General features: G+C 62.3%; 25 protein-coding genes. 7 read left to right on the forward strand and 18 right to left on the reverse strand.

Annotation, left to right across the window (positions count from 1 at the left end; translation table 11 throughout):
• Positions 1 to 16 precede the first annotated feature (16 nt).
• Entirely contained in the window at positions 17 to 1,111 is a 1,095-nt protein-coding gene (locus tag C8C94_RS06705; protein WP_121420169.1) for an ABC transporter ATP-binding protein, read from the forward strand.
• A gap of 198 nt (positions 1,112 to 1,309) precedes the next feature.
• A complete protein-coding gene (locus tag C8C94_RS06710; protein WP_121420170.1) occupies positions 1,310 to 2,266 on the forward strand; it encodes an AEC family transporter in 957 nt (318 codons plus the stop codon).
• Between the two features lie 102 nt (positions 2,267 to 2,368).
• Here C8C94_RS06710 and C8C94_RS06715 read toward each other — a convergent pair whose 3' ends face one another.
• From C8C94_RS06715 to pdxH, 12 genes are all read right to left on the reverse strand, one after another.
• Positions 2,369 to 2,734 (reverse strand): helicase, encoded by a 366-nt coding sequence (locus C8C94_RS06715; RefSeq protein ID WP_121420171.1) that lies wholly within the window; start codon positions 2,732 to 2,734, stop codon positions 2,369 to 2,371.
• A gap of 21 nt (positions 2,735 to 2,755) precedes the next feature.
• Positions 2,756 to 3,601, reverse strand: coding sequence for an alpha/beta fold hydrolase (locus C8C94_RS06720; protein WP_121420172.1), 846 nt, complete (start codon positions 3,599 to 3,601; stop codon positions 2,756 to 2,758).
• Positions 3,602 to 3,638: 37 nt separating this feature from the next.
• Positions 3,639 to 4,463 carry an SDR family oxidoreductase gene (locus C8C94_RS06725; RefSeq protein WP_233573422.1) on the reverse strand — a complete coding sequence of 275 codons (825 nt, stop codon included), beginning with the start codon at positions 4,461 to 4,463 and terminating at the stop codon, positions 3,639 to 3,641.
• Positions 4,464 to 4,535: 72 nt separating this feature from the next.
• Positions 4,536 to 5,612: an alkene reductase gene (locus C8C94_RS06730; RefSeq protein WP_121420173.1), complete on the reverse strand. Its 1,077-nt coding sequence runs from the start codon at positions 5,610 to 5,612 to the stop codon at positions 4,536 to 4,538.
• A gap of 63 nt (positions 5,613 to 5,675) precedes the next feature.
• Positions 5,676 to 6,476, reverse strand: a complete 801-nt coding sequence (locus C8C94_RS06735) for an SDR family oxidoreductase (RefSeq protein WP_121420174.1) — start codon at positions 6,474 to 6,476, stop codon at positions 5,676 to 5,678.
• 52 nt (positions 6,477 to 6,528) lie between these two features.
• Positions 6,529 to 7,497: an alpha/beta fold hydrolase gene (locus C8C94_RS06740; protein WP_199731211.1), complete on the reverse strand. Its 969-nt coding sequence runs from the start codon at positions 7,495 to 7,497 to the stop codon at positions 6,529 to 6,531.
• 49 nt (positions 7,498 to 7,546) lie between these two features.
• Positions 7,547 to 8,251: an SDR family oxidoreductase gene (locus C8C94_RS06745; RefSeq protein WP_121422742.1), complete on the reverse strand. Its 705-nt coding sequence runs from the start codon at positions 8,249 to 8,251 to the stop codon at positions 7,547 to 7,549.
• Positions 8,252 to 8,365: 114 nt separating this feature from the next.
• Complete coding sequence (locus C8C94_RS06750; RefSeq protein WP_121420175.1) at positions 8,366 to 9,367, reverse strand: NADP-dependent oxidoreductase; 1,002 nt, start codon at positions 9,365 to 9,367, stop codon at positions 8,366 to 8,368.
• Between the two features lie 121 nt (positions 9,368 to 9,488).
• Entirely contained in the window at positions 9,489 to 9,782 is a 294-nt protein-coding gene (locus C8C94_RS06755; RefSeq protein WP_121420176.1) for a hypothetical protein, read from the reverse strand.
• A 296-nt stretch (positions 9,783 to 10,078) separates the two neighbouring features.
• The gene (locus C8C94_RS06760) at positions 10,079 to 10,672 is read right to left on the reverse strand and encodes a TetR/AcrR family transcriptional regulator (RefSeq protein ID WP_121420177.1); all 594 of its coding nucleotides are present in this window, start codon (positions 10,670 to 10,672) and stop codon (positions 10,079 to 10,081) included.
• Positions 10,673 to 10,810: 138 nt separating this feature from the next.
• On the reverse strand, positions 10,811 to 11,206 hold the full coding sequence (locus tag C8C94_RS06765) for a VOC family protein (protein ID WP_121420178.1): 396 nt from the start codon (positions 11,204 to 11,206) through the stop codon (positions 10,811 to 10,813).
• 45 nt (positions 11,207 to 11,251) lie between these two features.
• Positions 11,252 to 11,905 (reverse strand): pyridoxamine 5'-phosphate oxidase, encoded by a 654-nt coding sequence (gene pdxH, locus C8C94_RS06770; RefSeq protein WP_121420179.1) that lies wholly within the window; start codon positions 11,903 to 11,905, stop codon positions 11,252 to 11,254.
• A gap of 133 nt (positions 11,906 to 12,038) precedes the next feature.
• Between pdxH and C8C94_RS06775 the strand changes: the two genes are divergently transcribed.
• From C8C94_RS06775 to C8C94_RS06785, 3 genes are all read left to right on the forward strand, one after another.
• On the forward strand, positions 12,039 to 12,611 hold the full coding sequence (locus tag C8C94_RS06775) for a TetR/AcrR family transcriptional regulator (RefSeq protein WP_121420180.1): 573 nt from the start codon (positions 12,039 to 12,041) through the stop codon (positions 12,609 to 12,611).
• 181 nt (positions 12,612 to 12,792) lie between these two features.
• Positions 12,793 to 13,254 (forward strand): (2Fe-2S)-binding protein, encoded by a 462-nt coding sequence (locus C8C94_RS06780; RefSeq protein WP_055401911.1) that lies wholly within the window; start codon positions 12,793 to 12,795, stop codon positions 13,252 to 13,254.
• Between the two features lie 22 nt (positions 13,255 to 13,276).
• On the forward strand, positions 13,277 to 15,547 hold the full coding sequence (locus C8C94_RS06785) for a xanthine dehydrogenase family protein molybdopterin-binding subunit (RefSeq protein WP_158603812.1): 2,271 nt from the start codon (positions 13,277 to 13,279) through the stop codon (positions 15,545 to 15,547).
• 212 nt (positions 15,548 to 15,759) lie between these two features.
• On the opposite strand, the gene C8C94_RS06790 is transcribed toward C8C94_RS06785, so the two are convergent.
• The 5 genes from C8C94_RS06790 to C8C94_RS06810 form a co-directional block, all read right to left on the reverse strand.
• Complete coding sequence (locus C8C94_RS06790; RefSeq protein ID WP_121420182.1) at positions 15,760 to 16,917, reverse strand: Shedu immune nuclease family protein; 1,158 nt, start codon at positions 16,915 to 16,917, stop codon at positions 15,760 to 15,762.
• 149 nt (positions 16,918 to 17,066) lie between these two features.
• Positions 17,067 to 17,276: a hypothetical protein gene (locus tag C8C94_RS06795; RefSeq protein WP_055397929.1), complete on the reverse strand. Its 210-nt coding sequence runs from the start codon at positions 17,274 to 17,276 to the stop codon at positions 17,067 to 17,069.
• 32 nt (positions 17,277 to 17,308) lie between these two features.
• Positions 17,309 to 17,722 (reverse strand): hypothetical protein, encoded by a 414-nt coding sequence (locus C8C94_RS06800; RefSeq protein WP_121422743.1) that lies wholly within the window; start codon positions 17,720 to 17,722, stop codon positions 17,309 to 17,311.
• A 326-nt stretch (positions 17,723 to 18,048) separates the two neighbouring features.
• On the reverse strand, positions 18,049 to 18,234 hold the full coding sequence (locus C8C94_RS06805; protein WP_121420183.1) for a hypothetical protein: 186 nt from the start codon (positions 18,232 to 18,234) through the stop codon (positions 18,049 to 18,051).
• Entirely contained in the window at positions 18,234 to 19,130 is an 897-nt protein-coding gene (locus C8C94_RS06810) for a LysR family transcriptional regulator (protein WP_121420184.1), read from the reverse strand. Before C8C94_RS06810 ends, C8C94_RS06805 begins: the two co-directional genes overlap by 1 nt.
• Before the next feature lie 102 nt (positions 19,131 to 19,232).
• On the opposite strand from C8C94_RS06810, the gene C8C94_RS06815 reads away from it, so the two are divergent.
• Together C8C94_RS06815 and C8C94_RS06820 are read left to right on the forward strand one after the other, a co-directional pair.
• Positions 19,233 to 20,000 (forward strand): SDR family NAD(P)-dependent oxidoreductase, encoded by a 768-nt coding sequence (locus C8C94_RS06815; RefSeq protein ID WP_121420185.1) that lies wholly within the window; start codon positions 19,233 to 19,235, stop codon positions 19,998 to 20,000.
• Positions 20,001 to 20,049: 49 nt separating this feature from the next.
• On the forward strand, positions 20,050 to 20,646 hold the full coding sequence (locus tag C8C94_RS06820) for an NTP transferase domain-containing protein (RefSeq protein ID WP_121420186.1): 597 nt from the start codon (positions 20,050 to 20,052) through the stop codon (positions 20,644 to 20,646).
• A gap of 92 nt (positions 20,647 to 20,738) precedes the next feature.
• Here C8C94_RS06820 and C8C94_RS06825 read toward each other — a convergent pair whose 3' ends face one another.
• The gene (locus C8C94_RS06825) at positions 20,739 to 21,266 is read right to left on the reverse strand and encodes a superoxide dismutase family protein (RefSeq protein WP_121420187.1); all 528 of its coding nucleotides are present in this window, start codon (positions 21,264 to 21,266) and stop codon (positions 20,739 to 20,741) included.
• Positions 21,267 to 21,321 lie beyond the last annotated feature (55 nt).

Raw genomic sequence — 21,321 nt, forward strand, 5'->3', positions numbered from 1 at the left:
CCAGAACCTACGGACCATGACGAACACCGCAGCCCCCCACGGCATTGAGTTCCACAGCGTTTGCAAGCGCTACGGCCCGTCTGCCGACGCCCCACTGGTGGTGGACCACATCAGCTTTGTGGTGCCCCGGGGCACGCTCACCACCATCCTGGGGCCATCGGGCTGCGGCAAGACGACCACGCTACGGATGATTGCCGGGCTCGAATCGCCCACTGCAGGCCGCATCTTCATCGACGGGCGGGACGTGACAACCCTTGGCCCGGCGCAGCGCAATGTGAGCCTGGTGTTCCAGAGCTATGCACTGTTCCCGCACCTGAACGTGATCGACAACGTGTGCTACGGCCTGCACGGGCTGCACCTGCGCCCGCCGCAGGTGCGCGACAAGGCCCGCGCCATGCTCGACACCGTGGGCCTGCAGGGCCTGGACCTGCGCAGGCCCCATGAACTTTCGGGGGGGCAGCAACAGCGCGTGGCCCTGGCCCGGGCGCTGGCGCTGGAGCCCGCCGTGCTGCTGTTTGACGAGCCGCTGTCCAACCTGGACGCCCGCTTGCGGCGCGCCATGCGCGAAGAGATCCGCGCCCTGCAGCAGCGCCTGCGCTTGACGGTGGTCTATGTGACCCACGACCAGAGCGAAGCCTTGGCGGTCAGCGACCAGATTGTGGTGATGGACAAAGGCACCATCGCCCAGTGCGGCGCGCCCAGCACGCTGTATGAGCAGCCCGCGTCCGAGTTTGTGGCGGGCTTCATGGGCGAGGCAATGCTGTTCGAGGGGCACATCCATGCGCTCAATCCGGCGGATGGGGAAAGCCCGGCGGCTGGCAGCCATGCCCGGCTCGGCCCTTTGCGCGTGCCATCGCCAGCATCCCTCGCCCCCGGCCCGGTCAAGATCGCCGTGCGGCCCGAAGCCTGGGTCATCGGCCCCGCAACCTCCGGCGGGCTGGCCGCCCGGCTGACCAAACGCACCTACCTGGGCAGCGTCATGGAATACACCTTTGCGAGCGCGCTGGGCGAGATCTTTGTGGTTTCGCCCCAGGTGGAGCTGCCTCTGGATGTGGGCGCACCGGTGAGCCTGACGCTGGCAGACCACGGGGTGTCGGTGGTGGCGGGGTGAGATGCCCTATGGCACGGACAATCCACCACGCACCGGCACACCGACTGCCGGGCATGAAATATTCAAGCAAAAATGGGCCCTGGCGCTTGATGGATAAGCGCAAGCAGCTACAAAAACAATAGTGACCAGCGGATGCCAGCGTGGTGACCCGGGCCACAATACGGGCCTCCACCACCGCACGGCCACCGGTTTTTCACCTTGAACTCCCCCGTTTTCACCTCGCTGATCCCCGTCATCCTGTTCATCGCCATCGGCTTTTACGTGGGGCGGCGCGGCTGGATTCGGGCCGCAGCGGTGAAAGACCTGGCCAACCTCGTGTTCATGGTGCTCACGCCCGCGCTGCTGTTTCGCACCATGAGCACGGTGCACATCGAAGACCTCAACTTCGGCCCCGTGGGTATCTACTTTGTGGCGTTTGGCGTGGTGTACACGGCCACGCTGGCGGTGCTGGGCTTTACCAGCCTGGGCGCGGCGCGGGCGCTGGCCAACACCTTCAGCAACACGCTGATGATCGGCGTGCCGCTGGTGGGCCTGGTGTTTGGCGATGCGGGGCTGGTCACGCTGTTCACGCTGATCTCGGTGCACTCGCTCATCCTGCTGACCGCCGCCACCGTGGTGTTTGAACTGGCCGCCGCGCGCGAGCATGCAGGCCGGGAGGGCTCCGCGCAGCAACCCATGTGGCGCACCGTGCTGCAGGCCGTGCGCAACGGCATCGTGCACCCAGTGCCGCTGCCCATCATTGCGGGCCTGCTGTTTGCGCAGACCGGGCTGGTGGTGCCGCAGGTGGTTGACAAACCCCTGCTGCTGCTGGGCCAGGCGCTGGGGCCGATTGCGCTGCTGCTGGTGGGGGTGACGCTGGCGTTTACCAAGGTCGGCCACCACTTCAAGGCCGCCCTGCGCATTGCGCTGGTCAAGTGTGTGGTGCACCCCATCGTGCTGGCCACCCTGGGCTGGGCACTGGGCCTGTCGGGCATGCCGCTGGCGGTGATGATCGTGGCAGCATCGCTGCCGGTGGGAGCCAATGTGTTCCTGTTTGCGCAACGCTATGCGGTGGCCGAGGATGAGGTGACGGCGAGTGTGGCGGTGTCTACGGCGCTGGCGCTGGTCACGATGCCAGTGGTGATTTTGGCGGTGACACGGTGGGTGGTGACGTGAATTGGAGAGAACGACCTGCACGCCAGTTTTGCGCTGTCGCTACTCGGCCGGAGGATGTTCAGTCGTTTACGCCTTTAGCCACTCAGGCGGCCTATGCCACCCTCACTTTTGCGGCTGCAGGAAGTCTGTCAGGCCCTGGAACCACAGCACCTCAACAAAGTCACCACAGATGACAAGTTCCTCTGAACGCAGTGCATTCAGAAATGCGTCTTTGCTCTCCTTTGCAGACAGAACGGCAAATCCCTTGGCCGCATCTTTGAATATCAGGGTGAACTGTGGGCTTGTCGTCAGCCCGGCGGCAGAGCGCACCTTGCCGTTGCCAATGTGGAAGTGGCGGCCAGCCCCGTCCGATGTCTGGATCTGGAACTCCAAGGTCCTGTTTTTGACATAGCGGGCGCATTGCGCATCTTTGTGGATGGCCCGCTGCAGCAGCTTTGCCAATATCCACAGCAATAACTTGAACTTCATGGTGCTTTGCTCCGTTCTCAGTTACTCATCCAGAAACTGCCGCGCATGTTGCATGAAGCGCTCTGGATACTGAAACTGCGCTGCATGGCCCGCATCAGGGTAGATGAACAGTTGGGCATTGGGAATGTGCTGGCTCATGTGCCAGGAGTTGATGGTCGGAATCATCACGTCATTCGCCCCGTTGAGGATGAATGTCGGCTGCGTGATCTCCCGCAGGTGCGAAAAGGGGGCTTGAGGGTCAAGCTTTGCCAGGTAGTACATGTTGGCCTCGATCTGTGCCTGGATCACTTGCGGCGAACTCGGCGGGTCTTGGTCCACCCGCTCGTGGCGGCGCTTCCAAAAATCTCGCCCAGCCTGGCGCGCGGTTTCTGAACGACCAAAGAAGAGAAACAGGAAGTCATCGATGGTAGGCACCGGTCGCGGGGCACGTTCCAGAACGCCCGGGTCCGAGTCCGGATTGCCCCCTCTGGGCCCGGTGCCCAGCAGCATGAGCTTGCGGACCAGGTCCGGATGGCGCCGCGTCAAATCCTGGGCCTGAAAGCCGCCGAGCGAAAACCCCAGCACATCGACCTTTTGAAGCCCCAGCGCCCGTACCACGGCCGCAGCGTCGTCGGCCATGTGTTCAATGCGCGTGCGGGGCTGGCCCGATGAGGACGCAACACCTCGGCCGTTGTACAGAATCACTTCGCGGCCTGCCGCAAGCCCGTCCGTCATGAGCGGATCCCAGTGGTCCATGCCACCACGAAAGTGCTGGAGCAGGAAGAGGGGTGGCTTGTCTGTCGCGGTGTTGCCCCAGCGGCGATAGGCGAACTGGTCGCCAGCCACCTCCACAAAGCGGGTGGGGGCGGTAAGGTGGGTGTCACTCATATCGGGATCCTTCGGTAGATGGGTGTTGTCTGCGATCTCAAGTCGCCACGCGTGTCGGCAACGCCAAACGAGGCGTCCCCAGCACATGGGTTGCCACCCGCGACGCGAACCGCCGGGTCAAAAAGCGCACACCGAAGGTTGAGAGCTTGTTGAACAGGCCTGGGACCACCGTGCGCTTGCCGCGCAACATCGCGCGGATGGCAGCGTGCGCCACGAACTCCGCGCTTTTTGTTGACGCGTTGGCAATCCACGAGTAGTCACCCCCGCCGGACGCGGCGTGGAAGGCGGTTTCGGTGCCGCCAGGGCAAATGCAGGTCACCGACAGCGGCGTACCGCTGTGCTCATCGTGGAGGGCCTCGCTGAAGTTGCGGACAAATGCCTTCGACGCGGCGTACAGCGCCATGTTCGGTACCGACTGGTAGGCGCCGGTTGATGCGATGTTCAGCATGTGTGCGGGCGCGGTGCTTGCCTTGTGCGCGTCGATGAAGCACCGCGCGAGTTGGACGAGCGAGGTCATGTTGAGCTGAATGAGCTCGGCGTCGCGGGTCCAATCGACCTCGTCGAAACGGCGGAAGTAGCCGAACCCGGCGTTGTTGATCAGGATGTCGATCGGTCCGTCTGCAGTGGCCGCATCCCACAGCGCGCGCGCGGCCTCTGCCTTGCCGAGGTCTGCGGTGATGATCTCGACCTTCACGCCCTTGCAGGTCGCAGCGACCGCTTCAAGTGCATCGCGGCGCCGCGCGGTCAGCACAAGATCAACGCCGAGCGCCGCGAGTTCACGCGCAATGGCCGCGCCAATGCCACTGGATGCGCCGGTCACCAGCGCGCGCTGGCCGATGTGGCGGGTTGTGTAGGTGCTCAAAGTATTCTCCTTGTCATGTGACATCGCCCAGGAGCCCAAGGCCTGCGAGCGCAACCGGGGAGCGTTGAATGCTCAGCCCCCGAGCGTGGGATAGTCCGTGTAGCCCTTGGCACCGGGCGTGTAGAACGTGGCGGGGTCGGGCGCGTTCAACGGTGCGTCTTGGCGCATGCGCTCGACCAGGTCCGGGTTGGCGATGAACGGTCTGCCCATGGCGATCAGGTCCGCACGGCCTTCGCTCAGCGCCTGTTGTGCGCTGGCTTTGTTGAACCCACCGGCGAGGATGAAGGGGCCATCGAATGCCGCCTTCAGATCGGCTTTCAGCTTCGCTGAAACTGGCGGGGCGCCCATGGCCGAATGGTCCAGAACGTGAACGTACATGAGGCCGAGGACGGAGAGCTGCTGGACCAAGGCCAGGTACTGTGCGTCCACGCCCTCGAATGCTCCCGTGCTATTGACCACACCGTAAGGCGACAGGCGGATGCCGACGCGCTCGGCGCCGATCTCGTTCACCGCCGCGCGTGCGACCTCCAGCACGATTCGGTTGCGCCCATCGGCGTTGCCGCCGTACCCATCGGGGCGGCGATTGACATTGGCGTTCAGGAATTGCTCCAGCAGGTAGCCGTTGGCTGCGTGCAATTCGATGCCATCGAATCCAGCCTGGATGGCAAGGCGCGCGGCCGTGGCGTACTCGCCGATCACGTTTTGAATGTCAGCCTCTGTCATGGCGCGCGGCGGCGTGTGCGGCTGGCTGCCTTGCGTATCGGTCCACATTTCGCCAGGGCAGGTTTCGGGCGAAGGCCCAAGCACCTCGGCACCCGCTGGCAGGTTGGCCTGGTGGCTCACCCGGCCGGTGTGCATCAGCTGCACGACGATCTTGCCGCCCTTGGCATGAACCGCATCGGTCACCAGCTTCCAGCCTTGCACCTGGGCGTCATTAAACAGCCCCGGTATGCGGGCATAGCCCAAGCCGTTGGGCGACGGGGAGGTGCCTTCCGTGATGATGAGGCCAGCGCTTGCACGCTGGGCGTAGTAGGTGGCCATGAGGCTATTGGCCGTGTTGCTGTCGCTCGCACGGCTGCGCGTGAGCGGCGACATCACCGTGCGATTGCTCAGCGGTGTGGCGCGCAGGGAGAAGGCTTCGAAAAGCATGGGCTGTCCTTGGAAAATCTAAAGAGGGAAGGGGAAGGGCTGCCGGCGGTTCGTTCGCAGGCGTCAAGCGATCTGGTAGTGAGGGGCTGGCTTTCCTGCTTGAGTGCCCGCAAACAGTGCGGATCGAGCGGCCTCGTACTTCTCCCACAGGCTTGCATCGGCGACGGATGGCCAGGTGATCGTTTCGCCCTGGTCCAGACCCGCGAGCGCTGCAGCGACCATGTGCTCGGTCGTCATCAGGGTGTCCTTGTTGAGGGTCGCCAGCGGAACGCCCGACAGATCCCAGAGTTCGGTGGATGTCGATGCTGGCAGGACCAGTTGCACCTTGACCCCGGTGTCGGCCAGTTCTTGCTGAAGGCCTCTGCTGTATTGCAGTACGAAGGCCTTGGTGCCGCTGTAAATGGCGCTGATAGGCAGCGAGTGGACGGCAAGGGCGGACGCGATGTTGATGATCAGACCCTGCTTCCGTGCCACGAAAGCTGGCAGCGCAGCTTGCGTCAGGCGCATCAGGGCTGTGATGTTGAGGTTGATCTGGGCCAGCGCTTCATTCGCGGACGTCTGGGCAGCCGGTGCCAGGCGCGCAACACCGGCGTTGTTCACCAGGACTTGCAAGTCCTCCTGGGTGGCCACAATTGTCTCGATGCGCGCTACATCCTGCTCTTGGGTCAGATCGGCCACGATGGGTTCGGCTTTGACGCCATGCGCCTTTGTGATCTGGGTGCACAGGGCTTCCAGGCGGTCGGCGCGCCGGGCGACAAGGATCAGGTCGTATCCGCGCGCAGCGAGGCGGTCCGCGTAGACGGCCCCGATGCCGGAGGAGGCCCCGGTAACCAGGGCGACTTTTTTTGGAGATGGATTTGTCATTGATGGTTGTCCAATTCAGTGGAGTGTTTGACCTGCGAAGCCTCTATCTGATCTATCGGGCAAGGAACGCCAGCGAGCTGGACACGAAGTCGGCGTGGAACTGGAAAACCCCGCCATGGCCCGCGTCGGGATAGATGATCAGTTGGCTGTTGGGTAGCCGCCGTGCCAGGTCGTGCGTGTTGATCGTCGGGACCATCCGGTCGTTGTCACCGTTGACGACGAGCACTGGTTGCCGGATACGTGAGAGATCGGCGGGCGCCTTCTTGCCCCAGGCGCTCAGGGCCTGCAACTGGGCCACGTAGGCGCTCACGCTGATGTCCTTGTCACGGTTGTCCGTGCGCTCCGAGAGCCGTTTCAGGAAAGCCTTGCCGGCTTCGATGCCGCCGGGCGTGCGGGTGAAGAACAGGAACTGCTTGGGGTCCTGGCCCGTGAAAAGGCCTCGCAAGAGGTCCAGATTGGCCACCCCTGCAACGGAGCTGATGCCCTCGCCCCCAGCCGGGCCGGTGCCAGCGAGGATCATTTTGCGAACCAGATCGGGCTCCTTCAAGGCGATCTCTTGGGCAATCATTCCGCCCATCGAGAAGCCGAACAGATCCACCTGCTGGTAGCCCTTGGCCTTGATGAAAGTGATCGCGTCATCGGCCATCTGCTCCATGGAGTTGGATGGCGAGCCGCTGGATGCACCCACGCCTCGGTTGTCGAACGCGATCACGTGGCGCTGGGCGGCAAACCCGTCCACCACGCGGGGGTCCCAGTTGTCCAGCACCGCCGCCAGATGGCCCAGCAGAATCAGCGGCGTCCCGCCGTGGTGCTTGCCCAGTTCGCGGTAGGCAAAGTCCACCCCGCCCGCAGAGATGGACTGGGTGGGCGCAGTGGCCCAGGTTGGCCGCTCTGGGCTGGCTACTGGCGCGGCGCGCCTGGTGCCCCCAGGCACGGCCTGTTGGGCATGTGATGGAGTGGATGCAAACGGGGCAGCCAGCGCAAGCAGCGCCGCTGCCGTTTTCTTCAGGAGGGGGTTCATGGCGGGCTTTCGGTAGGCCAAAGACACAGGTGCGGGTATCGGGGCTTACTCAGCCCATGGGGTGCAGGTAGGTCGGCGTGGGCGCGGTCATGCCGTTTTTGACCAGCATGGTGAGTTCGTCCGCCAGGACTTCGTCCAGACCCGCTCCGAGGCCATCCAGCGCACGCTGGACGATTTTTTCAGGGCTCGACTTGGGCACATCGAATCCCCGGGTAAGGTCAGTGTCCACATATGCCATGTGCAGGCCGAGCACCTGGGTTTTCTGGGCCAGCAACTCGTTGCGCAACGCGTTGGTGAGCGACCAGGCGGCAGACTTGCTGGCGGAGTAGGCGGCCAGCTCTCCGCCGTTCACCCAGGAGGCGACCGACAGCACATTCAGCAGGGCACCGCCCCCGTTGTCCTTCAGGATGGGCGCAAACGCCTTGCTCATGCGCAGCACGGAGAAGAAGTTGGTCTCGAAGATGCGGCGTGCGACTTCTTCGCTGTCGTCATCGAGAAATCCCCCTGGCTGGGCGATGCCCGCGTTGTTGATGAGCAAGGTCACATCCCCGGCCTGCGCGACGGCACTGGCGACTTCGTCGGGCTTCGTCACATCCAGTTTCAGCGCCTGCACACCGGGCAGGGTGACGGAGGCCGGATCTCGGGCGGCGGCATAGACTTTGCGGGCACCGCGGTTCAAGAGTTCACGTGCAAAGGCCAGCCCAATGCCACGGTTGGCGCCCGTCACGAGGGCTACAGCGTTTTCAATCTTCATAAAAAACTCCAGTTCAAAAATCAAGATTTCGTTGCGCAGGGCAAAGCCAAGCTAGGCGAGCCATGTCTGCCTTGGGCCCTGCTTGGCTTTGCTCTGATTTGTTTTTTTGGGTGACTACCGCACCTTGATCACGACCTTGCCTTTGGCACGGCCGGATTCGACATGGGCCAGTGCGTCATTGGTGGACTCAAACGAGAAGACCCGGTCCACCACAGGCCGTATCACCCCGGCCTCCACCAGGCGCGTGATCTCGCGCAGCTGGCTTCCGTTGGCCCTCATGAAAAGGAACGAATAGATGACCCGGCGCGCCAATGCCCTGCGCCTGACGCCTGCACTCAGCAGCCGCACGACCAGCTTCACGAGCCAGGACGCCTTGATCGCGCTTGCGAAATCGGGATCTGGCGGGCCGGAAATGGAAATGAGCTTTCCACCGCCCTTGAGCACTCGCAGGGATTTTTCGAGGGTCTTGCCGTCCTGGCTGTTCAGTACGACGTCGTAGTCGCGCAATACGTCCTCAAAATCCTGCGTCTTGTAGTCCACCGCGACGTCGGCCCCCAGGGCCTTCACCAGTGCGGCATTGGCCGTGCTGGTGGTCGTGGCCACCGTGGCACCAAGATGCTTGGCCAGCTGGATGGCAAAGGTCCCCACGCCGCCAGAGCCCGCCTGGATAAAGACCTTCTGACCCTTTTTGATTTGGGCCTTCTCGACCAGCGCCTGCCAGGCCGTCAGCGCCACCAAGGGAAGGGACGCTGCTTCTTCCATGGTGATGTTCTTCGGCTTGAGCGCCAGCGAGGCCTCTTTCACCGGCACAAATTCAGCAAACGTACCGATGCGAAAGTCGTCCGGCCGTGCGTAGACCTCATCACCCACTTTGAACTGCCGCACGCGGGGGCCAACCTGGGTGACCACGCCAGCCACGTCGTGGCCCAAGACGAGGGGCAGTTTGTAAGGCAGGATGAGCTTGAACTCTCCACTGCGGATCTTCGAGTCCAGAAGATTCACACCCGCAGCGTGGACCTGGACCAGGACTTCGTCGTCGCGCAGCGACGGGGTTGGCAGCTCGGCCAATCGAAGATCCCCTTTTTTGCTGTAGCGATCAATGACAAATGCTTTCATGGTTTTCCTTACTCCTGGCGTATCCAGGTTGGTGAACGGCCCACTGGCGACGATCAAATTGTGTTTATATGATTTCCGTCATATTTCAGATCGAGACAAGGACCGCATCACCTTCGTCAAGTTAGCGCGCGCCAGTCTCGCCAGAGGAGATCTGGCCAGTACGGACTGCATCTGCCGCCTGTGCCCGAATGGCTGCGCGGTCAGCCACAGACTTGTAAGACTCGGCTTTGGAGCCCGAAGGGATCTGGCTTCGGGTCATGGGTACTTGTGCAGCTTCTGCGGCGACCTCAGCCCGCGTGCGGTCGCCCTCAAACTGGGTGGCAAATTGCGCCGGGTCCAACTCAGCAGCCTGTGCGCCGACTGAGGTGAGCGTTGCCACTACTGCAACGGAGAGAAAGCGAGAGAAGGTGTTCATGGTAGATATCTCCTAGGAAATGAGGCTCAGGCGCCTCGGAAAATGCTGAATGCCAGGCTTTTCGGCGAGTCACTCAGCGTGGTTTGCGGTGGAAGGGTTGGTGGTCAAGGCAATCAATAGGGCGTTTCAAAGTTCGACGGCTGAAAGATTTCATGATGATCATCATATTTCTGTACAAACAAGAACGCCGAAACAGGCCAGAGAACAAGCCCTCGATAGGCTGATTTTCGATTTTTCCAATTCATCTCAGTTTTTAATATGATGCTCATCATAATTTAACCCCAAAAAAATGGAAGCTATTTTTGCGACTCTTCACCACTGGAGCGGGCGTACTTGAAAGCAGCTTTGCTGAGCCTTCCAGCCAGCGAAGGATCGTCTACGGCGCGCGCCAGGGAAACGGCTCCCACCATGGTGGCAACCAGAAAAAGTGCTCGCTCGTGGGCTTCTGGTGTTCCCCAGGTGGGCAACTGTCGTGCGATCACATCCACCATTTCTTTCATTCGCCGGGTGGCTGCACGCCGCACCTCGGGGGCTTGGCGGGCCAGCTCCGAACTGAGGGCTGCCATAGGGCAACCAACATCCGGATTGTTGATATGCTGTTCCGACAAATAGGCCCCCAGCATAGCCTCCAGCGCTTGATCGGCTGGAACCGACGCAGCTGCAGACTCGGCGAGCCCAACGGTTTCTGCACCCGCTCTGTCTGTGGCTTCCGCAAGCATCGCCTCCCGAGAAGGGAAGTGGGAATAGAAGCCACCATGCGTGAGGCCTGCGTCCTTCATGATGTCCGCAACGCCCGCTCCGCTGAATCCATTGCGCCTGATGGCACGCGCCGCCGCCGCCACGATGCGCTCATGGCTTAGCTCTTTGCGTGATGGGGCTGCGTTCTTCATGCCCTCACTGTATCACAAATTATGATGACCATCATAATTTTTATCCGCCAAAGGCTTTTCCAAGTCGCAGGCTCTTGAGGACAAGAGATGCTCATGGCGCCGCGACGTGAAGAAAAGATACGACGAAGTGGCTTGGGCTCAGGCGTCTTGGGGGTCGTGGCACGCCACGCAGAGCTTGTTCCCATCCGGATCTCGGAAATACGCGCCGTAGTAGTTGGCGTGGTACTGCGGCCTCAGGCCAGGTGGCCCTTCGCAATGCCCGCCGTTTGCCAGGGCCGCAGCGTGCACTGCATCCACCTGCGCGCGGGTGCTGGCAGCAAAGGCGGTCATCTGGCCGTTGCCCGGTGCGTGTTCGCCTTCAAAAGGACGACCGATGAGAAAAAGGGGGCGCGGGTTGGGGTGGCTTTGCCATCCGGCCCAAGGGTGGGCGGTATCCACAAAACGCGGCGCGATGCCCAGCGCTGCCATCACGGGCTGGTAGAACGCCAGCGCGCGGTCGAAGTCGGTGACGCCGATGAAGATGTGCGAAAACATCGTTGGCCTCTTGCAGGTCTGTTGTTGTCCCTGGGTGGGCCCCAGTCAGGGCGCCAGCCGCTCCCGTACCCACTCCCCCCCATCCATCCGATACCGCAACCGGTCATGCAACCGGCTTTTGCGCCCCTGCCAGAACTCCCACTGATCAGGCTTGAGGCGATACCCGCCCCAGTGGGGCGGGCGGGGTGGTTTCAGCATGAACTGCGCGCCGTATTTGGCGGCGTTGGCCACCAGCACGCCCCGGCCAGAAATGACCTGGCTTTGCGGGCTGGCCCAGGCGCCGATGCGCGAATCCAGCGGGCGGCTGGCAAAGTATTCGTCGCTTTCTTCGTCACTGACCTTTTCCACCACGCCCTCGATGCGCACCACACGTTCCAGCTCTACCCAGTGGAACTGCAGGGCTGCGTAGGGGTTACCAGCAATCTGGCGGCCCTTGCGGCTGTCGTAGTTGGTAAACCAGACGATGCCGCGCTCGTCATAGCCCTTGATCAGCACGATGCGGGTGCTGGGGCGCAGGTCGCTGCCCACGGTGGCCAAGGTCATGGCGTTGGGCTCGGGCACTTCGGCACTGATGGCTTCTTGGAGCCACTGGTCAAACTGCTGCAGGGGGGCGGCGTGCGAGGCGTCTTCGTTGAGTTCGGCGCGCTCGTAGCTCTTGCGAAGGTCGGCGATGGAGGTGGTCATGGGCCAATTGTGCATGCGAGGGCAGGACGGTTGCCAGCCACGGCGGGCACGCTCTAAAGAGGGCGACGGCCGGGCGGGATCTAGGTAACGTAGGGTCTTCGGTGGCCCCGGTTGTCGTCGAATAACTATTCGCTTATATTGCCCCCCGATGAAGCCCAAAGACGACGAAAAGCAGCGCGCCATTGCCCAGGCCACCTTCGAGCTGGTGGCCCAGACGGGCCTGAGCGGCCTGACCCTGGCCGATATCGCCCGCGCGGCGGGCATTGCCACCAGCACGCTGTATGTGTACTACCCGTCCAAGGATGAACTCATAAGCCAGCTTTACCAGGATGCCAAGACGGTCACGGCCGCCCGCATCATGGAGGGCATCGCGCCCGGCATGCCCTACCGCGCCCGCGTGCGGCGCGCCTGGGGCAACTTGCTGCGCCACCGGCTGGACCAGTATGCCGAAGTGGTGTTTCAGGAGCAGTACTACAACTCGCCTTGGTTCAGCGAGGGCAACCGCGAGTTCTCGACCCGTTTGATGGCCGGTTTTTTTGCGTTGATGGAAGAAGGCCAGCAGCAAGAGATCCTGAAGGCCGTGCCCATCCCGCTGCTCACGGCCAGCCTGGTGGGGTCGGTGCGCGAGACGGGCAACCTGATCCGCACCAAGGTGCTGCCCGATGAGGAGGCCGTGCACCAGATGGCTTTTGGGCTGTGCTGGGACGCACTGAAGGCCTGAGCAGGAGATTGCGATGAATTTGTCTACCCGAGGTTGATCTTTTAATCGAATTTATATTCTCTTAAAAATGCCACTCACCACGCTCCAACCGTTTCATGGCCGATGGCGTCGCTGACACCATCCCGCTCTGTTCAACCGCCTCCCACCACACAACAACACCTTCCCCACGGAGAACCCCACGATGCCTACCCTCAACATCAATGGCAAAGACACGGCTGTCGATGCCGATGAATCCACCCCCATCCTCTGGGCCCTGCGCGACACGCTGGGCATGACCGGCACCAAGTTTGGCTGCGGCCAGGCTTTGTGCGGGGCCTGCACGGTGCATCTGAACGGTGCGCCCATTCGTTCGTGCATCACGCCGATTTCGGCGGCGGCAGGCCAGAAGATCACCACCATCGAGGCGGTGACCACCAATGACAAGGTGGGCAAGGCCGTGCACGCCGCCTGGGTCAAGCACGACGTGGCCCAGTGTGGCTACTGCCAAAGCGGCCAGATCATGAGCGCCACCGCACTGCTGCAGGGCAAGAAGAAACCCACCGACGCCGACATTGACGCTGCCATGGCGGGCAATGTGTGCCGCTGCGGCACCTACGTGCGCATCCGCGCGGCCATCCATGACGCTGCCAAGACTCTGGCCTAAGAACACGGAGCAGGAGAACACTATGCATTTCGACGCTCAAACCGCCCGCGCCCACATGCCAAAAGGCCTGGTAGCGCTTATGAATCAGGCGCAAGGCGCTATCAATACAGAAGCGGATGCTGCCTCGCACGAAGGCGTGGCGCGCCGCACGTTCCTCAAGGTGTCTGCGGCATCCGGTTTTGCGCTGGGTGCGTTTCCGCTGGTGACCAGCGCGCAGGGCGCCGGGGCAGCGGCCGCAGGCCTCAAGCCGTTCGAGCAGCCTTCAGCCTTTGTCCGCATCGACGCCGATGGCACGGTCACCGTCACCATCAACCGCCTGGACTTTGGCCAGGGCGTGCAGACCGGCCTGCCCATGATCCTGGCCGAAGAGCTGGATGCCGACTGGAGCAAGGTGCGCAGCGTGCACGGCGATGCCAACCAGGCCTATGCCGACCCGATGATGGGCATGCACCTCACGGGTGGCTCCAACTCCATCAAAAACTCCTACACCCAGTACCGCGAACTGGGCGCTCGCACCCGGGCCATGCTGGTCTCTGCCGCTGCCGCGCAGTGGGGCGTAGATGCCTCGGCACTGCGCACCAGCAACGGTTTCGTCGTCGGCCCCGGGGGCAAGAAGCTGGGCTACGGCGCACTGGCCGAAGCGGCCATGAAACAGCCCGTGCCTGAAAAGGTCACCTTGAAGGACCCCAAGCAGTTCCGCCTCATCGGCAAGCCCACGGGCCGGCTCGATGCCAAGGCCAAATCGAGCGGCCAGCAGGACTACGGCATTGACGTGCGCTTGCCTGGCATGCTGACGGCCGTGGTGGCGCGCCCGCCGGTGTTTGGCGCCAAGCTGAAGTCGATGGACGACAGCGCCGCCAAAGCCATCAAGGGCGTGAAAGCCGTGCTGCGCGTGCCCACCGACCGGGGCGGCGAGGGCGTGGCCATCGTGGCCGATGGTTACTGGCCCGCCAAGCAGGGCCGCGATGCGCTGAAGGTGGAATGGGACACCAGCGCGGTGGGCAAGCCAGACACCACGGCACTGCTGGCGCAGTACCGCGAGCTGGCCACCAAGCCCGGCAACGTGGCCATGCAGGCCGACATGGCGCCGCTGGCTGGCGCTGCGCACAAGATCAGCGCCGAGTTCGTCTTCCCCTACCTGGCACACGCCCCCATGGAGCCGCTCAACTGCACGGTGAAGCTCGATGGTGACAAGGCCGAACTCTGGATGGGCACGCAGATGCCCGGCCTGGATGCGATGGCCGCCGCCAAAACGCTGGGCCTGCAGCCGCAAAACGTGAAGGTGAACACCCAGATGGCCGGTGGCGGCTTTGGCCGCCGCGCCATCCCCACCAGCGACTACGTGGTGGAAGCCTGCGGCGTGGCCAAGGCGGCGCGCACGGCGGGCATCACCGCCCCGGTGCGCACTCTGTGGAGCCGCGAGGACGACATCAAGGGCGGCTACTACCGCCCCATGCACGTGCACCGCGCCGAGATCGGGTTCGACGCACAAGGCAAGATCCTGGCGTGGGACCACACCATCGTCGGCCAATCCATCACCAAGGGCTCGCCGTTCGAGGCCTTCATGGTCAAAAACGGCATCGATGCGACGGCCGTGGAGGGCATGAAGGAGCCGTACAACGTGCCCATGAAACTGTCGGTGCACCACCCCGACGTGAATGTGCCGGTGTTGTGGTGGCGGAGTGTGGGCTCCACCCACACGGCCTATGCCATGGAAACCCTCATCGACGAAGTGGCGCGCACCACCAAGCAAGACCCCGTGGCCTACCGCATGGCCCTGATGGGCGACAAACACCCGCGCCACAAGGCCGCGCTGCAGCTGGCCGTGGCTCAGTCGGGCTATGGCAAGAAGAAGCTGGCTGCTGGCCGCGCCTGGGGCGTGGCGGTGCACGAGTCATTTGAATCGGTGGTGGCCTATGTGGTGGAAGCGTCCGTCAAAGACGGCACGCCCAAGCTGCATACCATCACGGCCGGCGTGCATTGCAATCTGGTGGTCAACCCCAAGAGCGTGGAAGCCCAGGTACAGGGCGCGGCGCTGATGGGCCTGTCGATGTGCCTGCCCGGCGGCGCCATCACGCTGAAGGATGGCGTGGTTGAGCAAAGCAACTTCGGCGATTTCGTCGTGCCGCGCATCACCGACATGCCGCAGGTGACGGTGCACATTGTGCCGAGCGCTGATCCACCGAAGGGCATGGGCGAGCCTGGGTTGCCGCCGCTGGCGCCAGCGTTTGCGAATGCGGTGGCGAGGTTGACGGGCAAGACGCCGCGAGAGTTGCCGTTTAAGTTGGCTTGATAAAGCTTGTTGGAATGAGAGCGCCGGGTTTGGAAAAGCCCGGCGCTTTTTTGTTGCTCATTCGGTGGCACCAGTTCAGCGCGCGGGTCATTGCTCTGTTGGTGTTTGGTGAGCGGCTTTTGGCCTAATTCAAGCGGTGGTGAATGTGGTGGATAGGTCCTCCCGGCCTGTCCAGAAGCTGAAGAGGCAGGTGTATGGAGCTGTCCAGTTCATCATGGCTGTGCGGACTCCACGATGAACTTGCTCCGCTCGTACAGTTCATCAAAGGTCATGATGTCCATTCCAGTGATGCTCGTACGATAAAGCTCAAACGAACGCAGCTTGTCTTGGTTAACACCATGCTCGCCCATGAACTCATTGAGGGAGCCAATCACGATGAACGCACGCGGCTTGAAATTGAAAACATCTTCACCCGTGGGATTCCCATCGTCGTCCACCATGCGCTGCATGCCATGAAGCTTGTGCATGGCTATCGCAACGGTAGCTTGGACTTGAGCGACCGCGCCTGCCATCTCTTTGGATGGTGCCCAGCAACCTGCTCGATAGGCATCAGACTCAAGCAGTCTAGTGTTGTGGTGCTTGATCTCCGCGAAGCAAAGGGAGTTGATGATTCCTCTGGTCTTCAGGACAGCATCTGCTCGCTTGCCTCTGTTGAGAAGGTCGTAGCCCTGAACAAACTGCTCAAGCTTTCGCTCTTCAAACCCGGTGACATAAAAGTAGCTCAGCCCGTAGCCAAACACCCATGGATTCTTCTCAAAGTAGGCTTGCCAAAGTGGCTCATCTCCCTTGATGGATTTCTGCTTCTTGCACAGTTCAAAAAATTCTGGATCGCTGAGGAGTTGAGAGAACACGCCAAGCTGCTTCTTGCGATAGCCCAAAGCGACGATGTCATCCTTGGTAACTTCGGACTTGAGCGCTTCAAGGAACACTTCCTGGTTGTCATGAAACAAGGTCGCAGCCTGAGCCTTGGAGAGCACCAGCCGATGCAACTCGGTGTCTGTGATGTTGACTGCGCCTGTGTGCTTGAACTCCACCTCCGCAATGTCGTTGAGAAAGCCCAGAAGCCTTGGGATCTCGCTGCCAACAAATGAGAAGTTCGTGCGATGGGGCTGTCCGTTGTTGCCGTTGAACTGCTGGAGTGTCAACACAGTGAGCTTGCGGTCATCCTCAAGAAACTTAGCAACGATCTCGGTTCTTGCTGTTGGAGTGCGACGAAGGACAACCTCCTTCTTCACCTTGGCGTAGTAGGCACCCTCGGAATCGATTACTTTGGATGCAATGCGAAGAGGCCCGTTCAGCGTCGGGACCTGCGGGCTAATGTAGGTCTTACCCGTCAGTTTGTTGCGATGGATTTCCTCTTCGTTTGCCATAATTGCCGCCTTATTCTTGTCCTATAAATTGCTCGGTGCCGCCGTCATATCGATTCTGTTTTCAGTTTGCGAATTATTTTATTTTGACGATCAGGGCCCGTTGTGCGCAGCCTCCAATGGTGGGTGTTACGCCGTAGGCTTGGCGGTGCTTAATCCTTGAGGTTCACCCCCAGAATTTCCAGCTTTTTCGCAAACGAGTCCCTCCGTTTTGCTGCTTTTGCCGCGGTTTCGGTGGCGGCTTGGATGGCCTTAGGCCCTTTATTCGCAGCCGCTTTGATCAGTCCGAACTTGTGAGCGGCTTCTGCCTCAGCTCGCTTGAACGTGGCAATCAGTTCAGCATGCGCAATGGATGGATTCACAGTGGATCCCCTATCAATCAGCATCGTTACTCTTAGATTTGGACGTTGGCGCGAAGCAAGGCTGTTCTCAATTCGCGAGTGGCAGGTTTTGCAATATCCACCTTTTGAACCGCCAGGTCGAACGACGAGCCAGGCTTGATGCTGGTGGGCAATATCTTTTTGCCTGGAAGCTTGGCAGGGTATGTACCCTGACCTGGACACATGCGAACGGAAAACCCGAATTCTTCGAGCACGCCTTTCGCATACAACTCCGCTAATTGTTGAAACGTCACGAAGGTTGAACGTTTCACGTCTTTGAATCCGGGCTGGCTGACGTCACGAACGAGTTCGAATTTGCCAAGTGAGTCGCGCTGTGTATCGGTAAAAGGATGCAACAAGAAAGCCTGACGAACGCCATCCTTTTTGGACACCAAAGTGTGCTCGACGGCGATATCGGTTAACAGCATATTTTTTTCTAGCTCCGCGAGCTGCAGTTTGCACGGCCACATCAGCCGACGTACCACCCAAAGTCGCAGATTTTGTTTTCAAACCCCGTCACCGGGGAGCCAATGCCCCTTGGGATGCGAAGTGCTCGATGCGGGCAAAAATCACCCGAAGCGCGAGGACTTTAACTGAAGGGCCGCCAATGGCCGATCCCTATTGCGCGGCAAACAGACCGCCTCGGGTCGAAAACTGCTGGCCAATGGAAATCGAGCCCCAGTCCGAAATCAGCATGAAGCCGTCCGTCGCGTAGCAGGTCGCTGAAGTAGCGCGCATGGGTGGTCAGATCTGGTTAGCGCCAGGCGTGCTGGGCACCTTGCTCGGCCGCAAAGTGGAAGTCGCTGGTTACGCCATCGGGGTAGGTTTGCAGGGTGGCAAAGCGGTATTGGCTTTCGCAGCGCCGCATCAGCGGGTTGGAGAATGATTCGCGCGCGCGGTCATACGCCGCGCCCCCCCAGCTTGCGCCGTGGCTGCCCATCAACCCTGCCGCTGCGCGGCTTTGACCATCTCGATAAACGCCGCCAACGTGGCCGTGGGCAGCTTGCGGCTGGGGTAGTACAGATAGAAACCCGGAATCGACGGGCACCAGTCGTCCAGCACGCTGACCAAGGCGCCGCTAGCCAGGGCCGCGCGGGCGTAGGGCTCGTACATGTAGGCAAAGCCCACACCGGCCAGCGCCGCCTGGAGCATGAGCGGCATTTCGCCCACCGTCAGGCGGCCTTCAACGTCCACCGCGACCTTCTCTCCGGCTTTTTCGAACTCCCACGCGTAGCGCGCGCCGCTGGGAAACCGGATGCGCACGCAGGGCAGGGTGAGCAGGTCGCGGGGCGTGTGCGGGGTGCCCACGCGCTCTAGCAACGCGGGCGCGCACACCACCATCAGGCGCTGCGGCGGGCCCAGCGGCAGGGCCACCATGTCCTGTTGCAGGCTTTCGCCATAGCGCACACCGGCATCGAAGCCCCCTGCCACGATGTCCACAAAGCCATCGTCCAGCACCAGCTCCACCTCAGCCTTGGGGTGGCGGGTCAAAAACTCGGCCACCAAGGGGCCCAGCACCAGCTCGCCCGCCGGGCGGGGGGCGTTGATGCGCAGCAGGCCCTGCGGGGTGTCGCGAAAGTCGTTGATGCCGTCGATGGCGGCAGCGATGTCCTGCAGCGCCGGGCCCACGCGGTCCAGCAGCTGGCGCCCAGCGGGGGTGAGGGACACGCTGCGGGTGGTGCGGCTGAACATGCGCACGCCCAGCCGTTCTTCGATGGAGCGCACGGCATGGCTCACGGCCGAGGCGGACAGGTCCAGCTCTTGCGCGGCCATGCGAAAGCTGAGGTGTCGTGCCACGGTGCTGAGGAGTTTGAGATCGGCCAGGTCCAGGTTCATTGGTGAATCATATTCACCAACCAATCCATTTTTTGGCTATTTATGCGTGATGAATGCGTCAATAAGCTAGCCGCTGATTTGCACAACCCAAGGAGAAACAACATGCAAAGCAGCGAATGGAATCTGGCCGGCAAGGCCATCCTGGTAACGGGCGCGTCGTCTGGCATTGGCGCGGCCACAGCCGTGGCCCTGGGGCGCCAGCGCGCCCGCGTGGTGCTGGCCGCGCGCCGCGTGGCCGACTGCGAAGCCGTGGCAGAGCAGGTGCGGGCTGCAGGCGGCGAGGCCTGGGTCACGCCCGTGGACGTGACGGACGAGACCAGCGTGCAGCGCTGTGTCGAAGCCGCCGTAAAGCGCTTTGGACGGCTGGACGGTGCTTTCAACAATGCGGGGGCTCTGGGCACGGGCGCGCCGCTGCACACGCTGGCAGCGGCCGATGTGCAGGCGGTGTTGCAGGCCAACGTGATGGGCATCTTCCACGCCATGAAGCACCAGATTGCTGCCATGCTGACCACCGGTGGCGGAGCCATCGTGAACAACCTGTCGATCTCGTCCGGCGTGGCGTTTGCGGGCATCTCGGCCTACACCGCCAGCAAACACGCGGCCCTGGGCCTGACGCGCAATGCTGCGCTGGAATATTTTCAGCAGGGCATCCGCGTGAACGCCGTGAGCCCGGGGCCCACTGTCACGCCCATGGCACTGGCGGGTTTTGGCAGCGAGGACAACATGCGCGCCGCCCTGCAGGCATCGCCCGCAGGGCGCCCCGCGCGGCCCGAGGACATGGCCGGGCCGGTGCTGTTTTTGCTGTCGGAAGCGGCCCGCTACGTGAGCGGGCACAACCTGGTGGTGGATGGCGGCTATACGCTGGCTTGAGTCAGCTTGGGCAGGGCAGGGCGAAGCCGTTGGCTTAGCATGGCGCGATATGCCTACCCAGCCCATCACCGCCCCTTGTTCCACCACGACTCCGCCCGGCCTGCCCGTGGTGCTGGTACTGGCCTCCGGCCGGGGCGATCGGTTTGTGGCATCGGGCGGGCAGGTGCACAAGCTGCGCGCATTGCTGGCGGGGGTACCGGTGCTGGAGCACACGCTGGCCGCCGTGCGCGCCAGCGGGCTGGCATGGCACCTGGAGGATATGGGCCATCCGGGCATGGGCGATTCGATTGCGGCGGCGGTGCGGGCCACGTTCCATGCGGCAGGCTGGCTGGTGTTGCCGGGAGATCTGCCTCTGGTGCGGCCTGACACCCTGCAAATGCTGGCCCAGGCCGTGGCGAAGAGGGCGGTGACGGTGCCGTTTTTTCACGGCGAGCGCGGCCACCCCGTGGGATTTGCTGCGCAGTGCTTGCCGGATCTGCTGGCCCTGTCGGGCGAGCAAGGTGCCGCCCGCGTGGTGCGCAAGTTTGCTCAGCAAGGGCAGGTGCAAACCCTGGCGGTGGAGGACGAGGGCACGGTGACGGACATTGACACCGTGCAGGATCTGGCGCGCGCCGAACGCCTCCTTGCCAGCCGTCCACCAGCCTGATCTGCCAAAAACCAAACCCGCCGGCCATCTCTGGCGGGCGGGTTGCGGGGGAGGGGCGGTTCAGGCCCAGGAGCCCGTAGCAGCCTCTTTGTTTATGACTTGGCGGCAATGACCGCACAGGCCAGACGGGGACCGGCATTGCCAGTGGGCTGGGTCTTGTAGTCGTCCGGGTCGCGGTGCACGATCAGGCCCTTGCCGACGATGTCATTGGCCGTGCTGCCGACGCGGATCGTGCGCGACTCAAAGCTGAAACTGGCCACGCCATTGGCATCGGCCTTGAGGCTGGGCAGGTCGCCCGTGTGGTGGTCGCCCATGCCGTGGTGGCCGTGGGATTTGCCGCCGGGGTTGAAGTGGCCGCCGGTGCTCATGCCGTCGCCGCTGCTGCAGTCGCCTTTTTCATGCACATGAAAGCCGTGCTCGGCATTGGGCTTGAGACCGCTGATGGAGCCAGACACCTTCACCACGTCGCCCGACTGCACGAACGTGACCGTGCCAGCGGTGGTGTTGCCGCGCGTGGGTTCGAGTTTGGCGGAGGCGCTGGGCCCTGAGGTATAGGCTGCACACCCCGCCAAGGCCAGCGCCGTAACGGATGACAGGACAAAAGCGAAACGGATCTTCATGACTCAAACTCCTTAGAACAATGAAACCACCCGGTATTTAACCTGGCACCGAGGC

It is taken from the genome of Acidovorax sp. 94 (assembly GCF_003634645.1).
Lineage (GTDB): Bacteria > Pseudomonadota > Gammaproteobacteria > Burkholderiales > Burkholderiaceae_C > Acidovorax > Acidovorax facilis.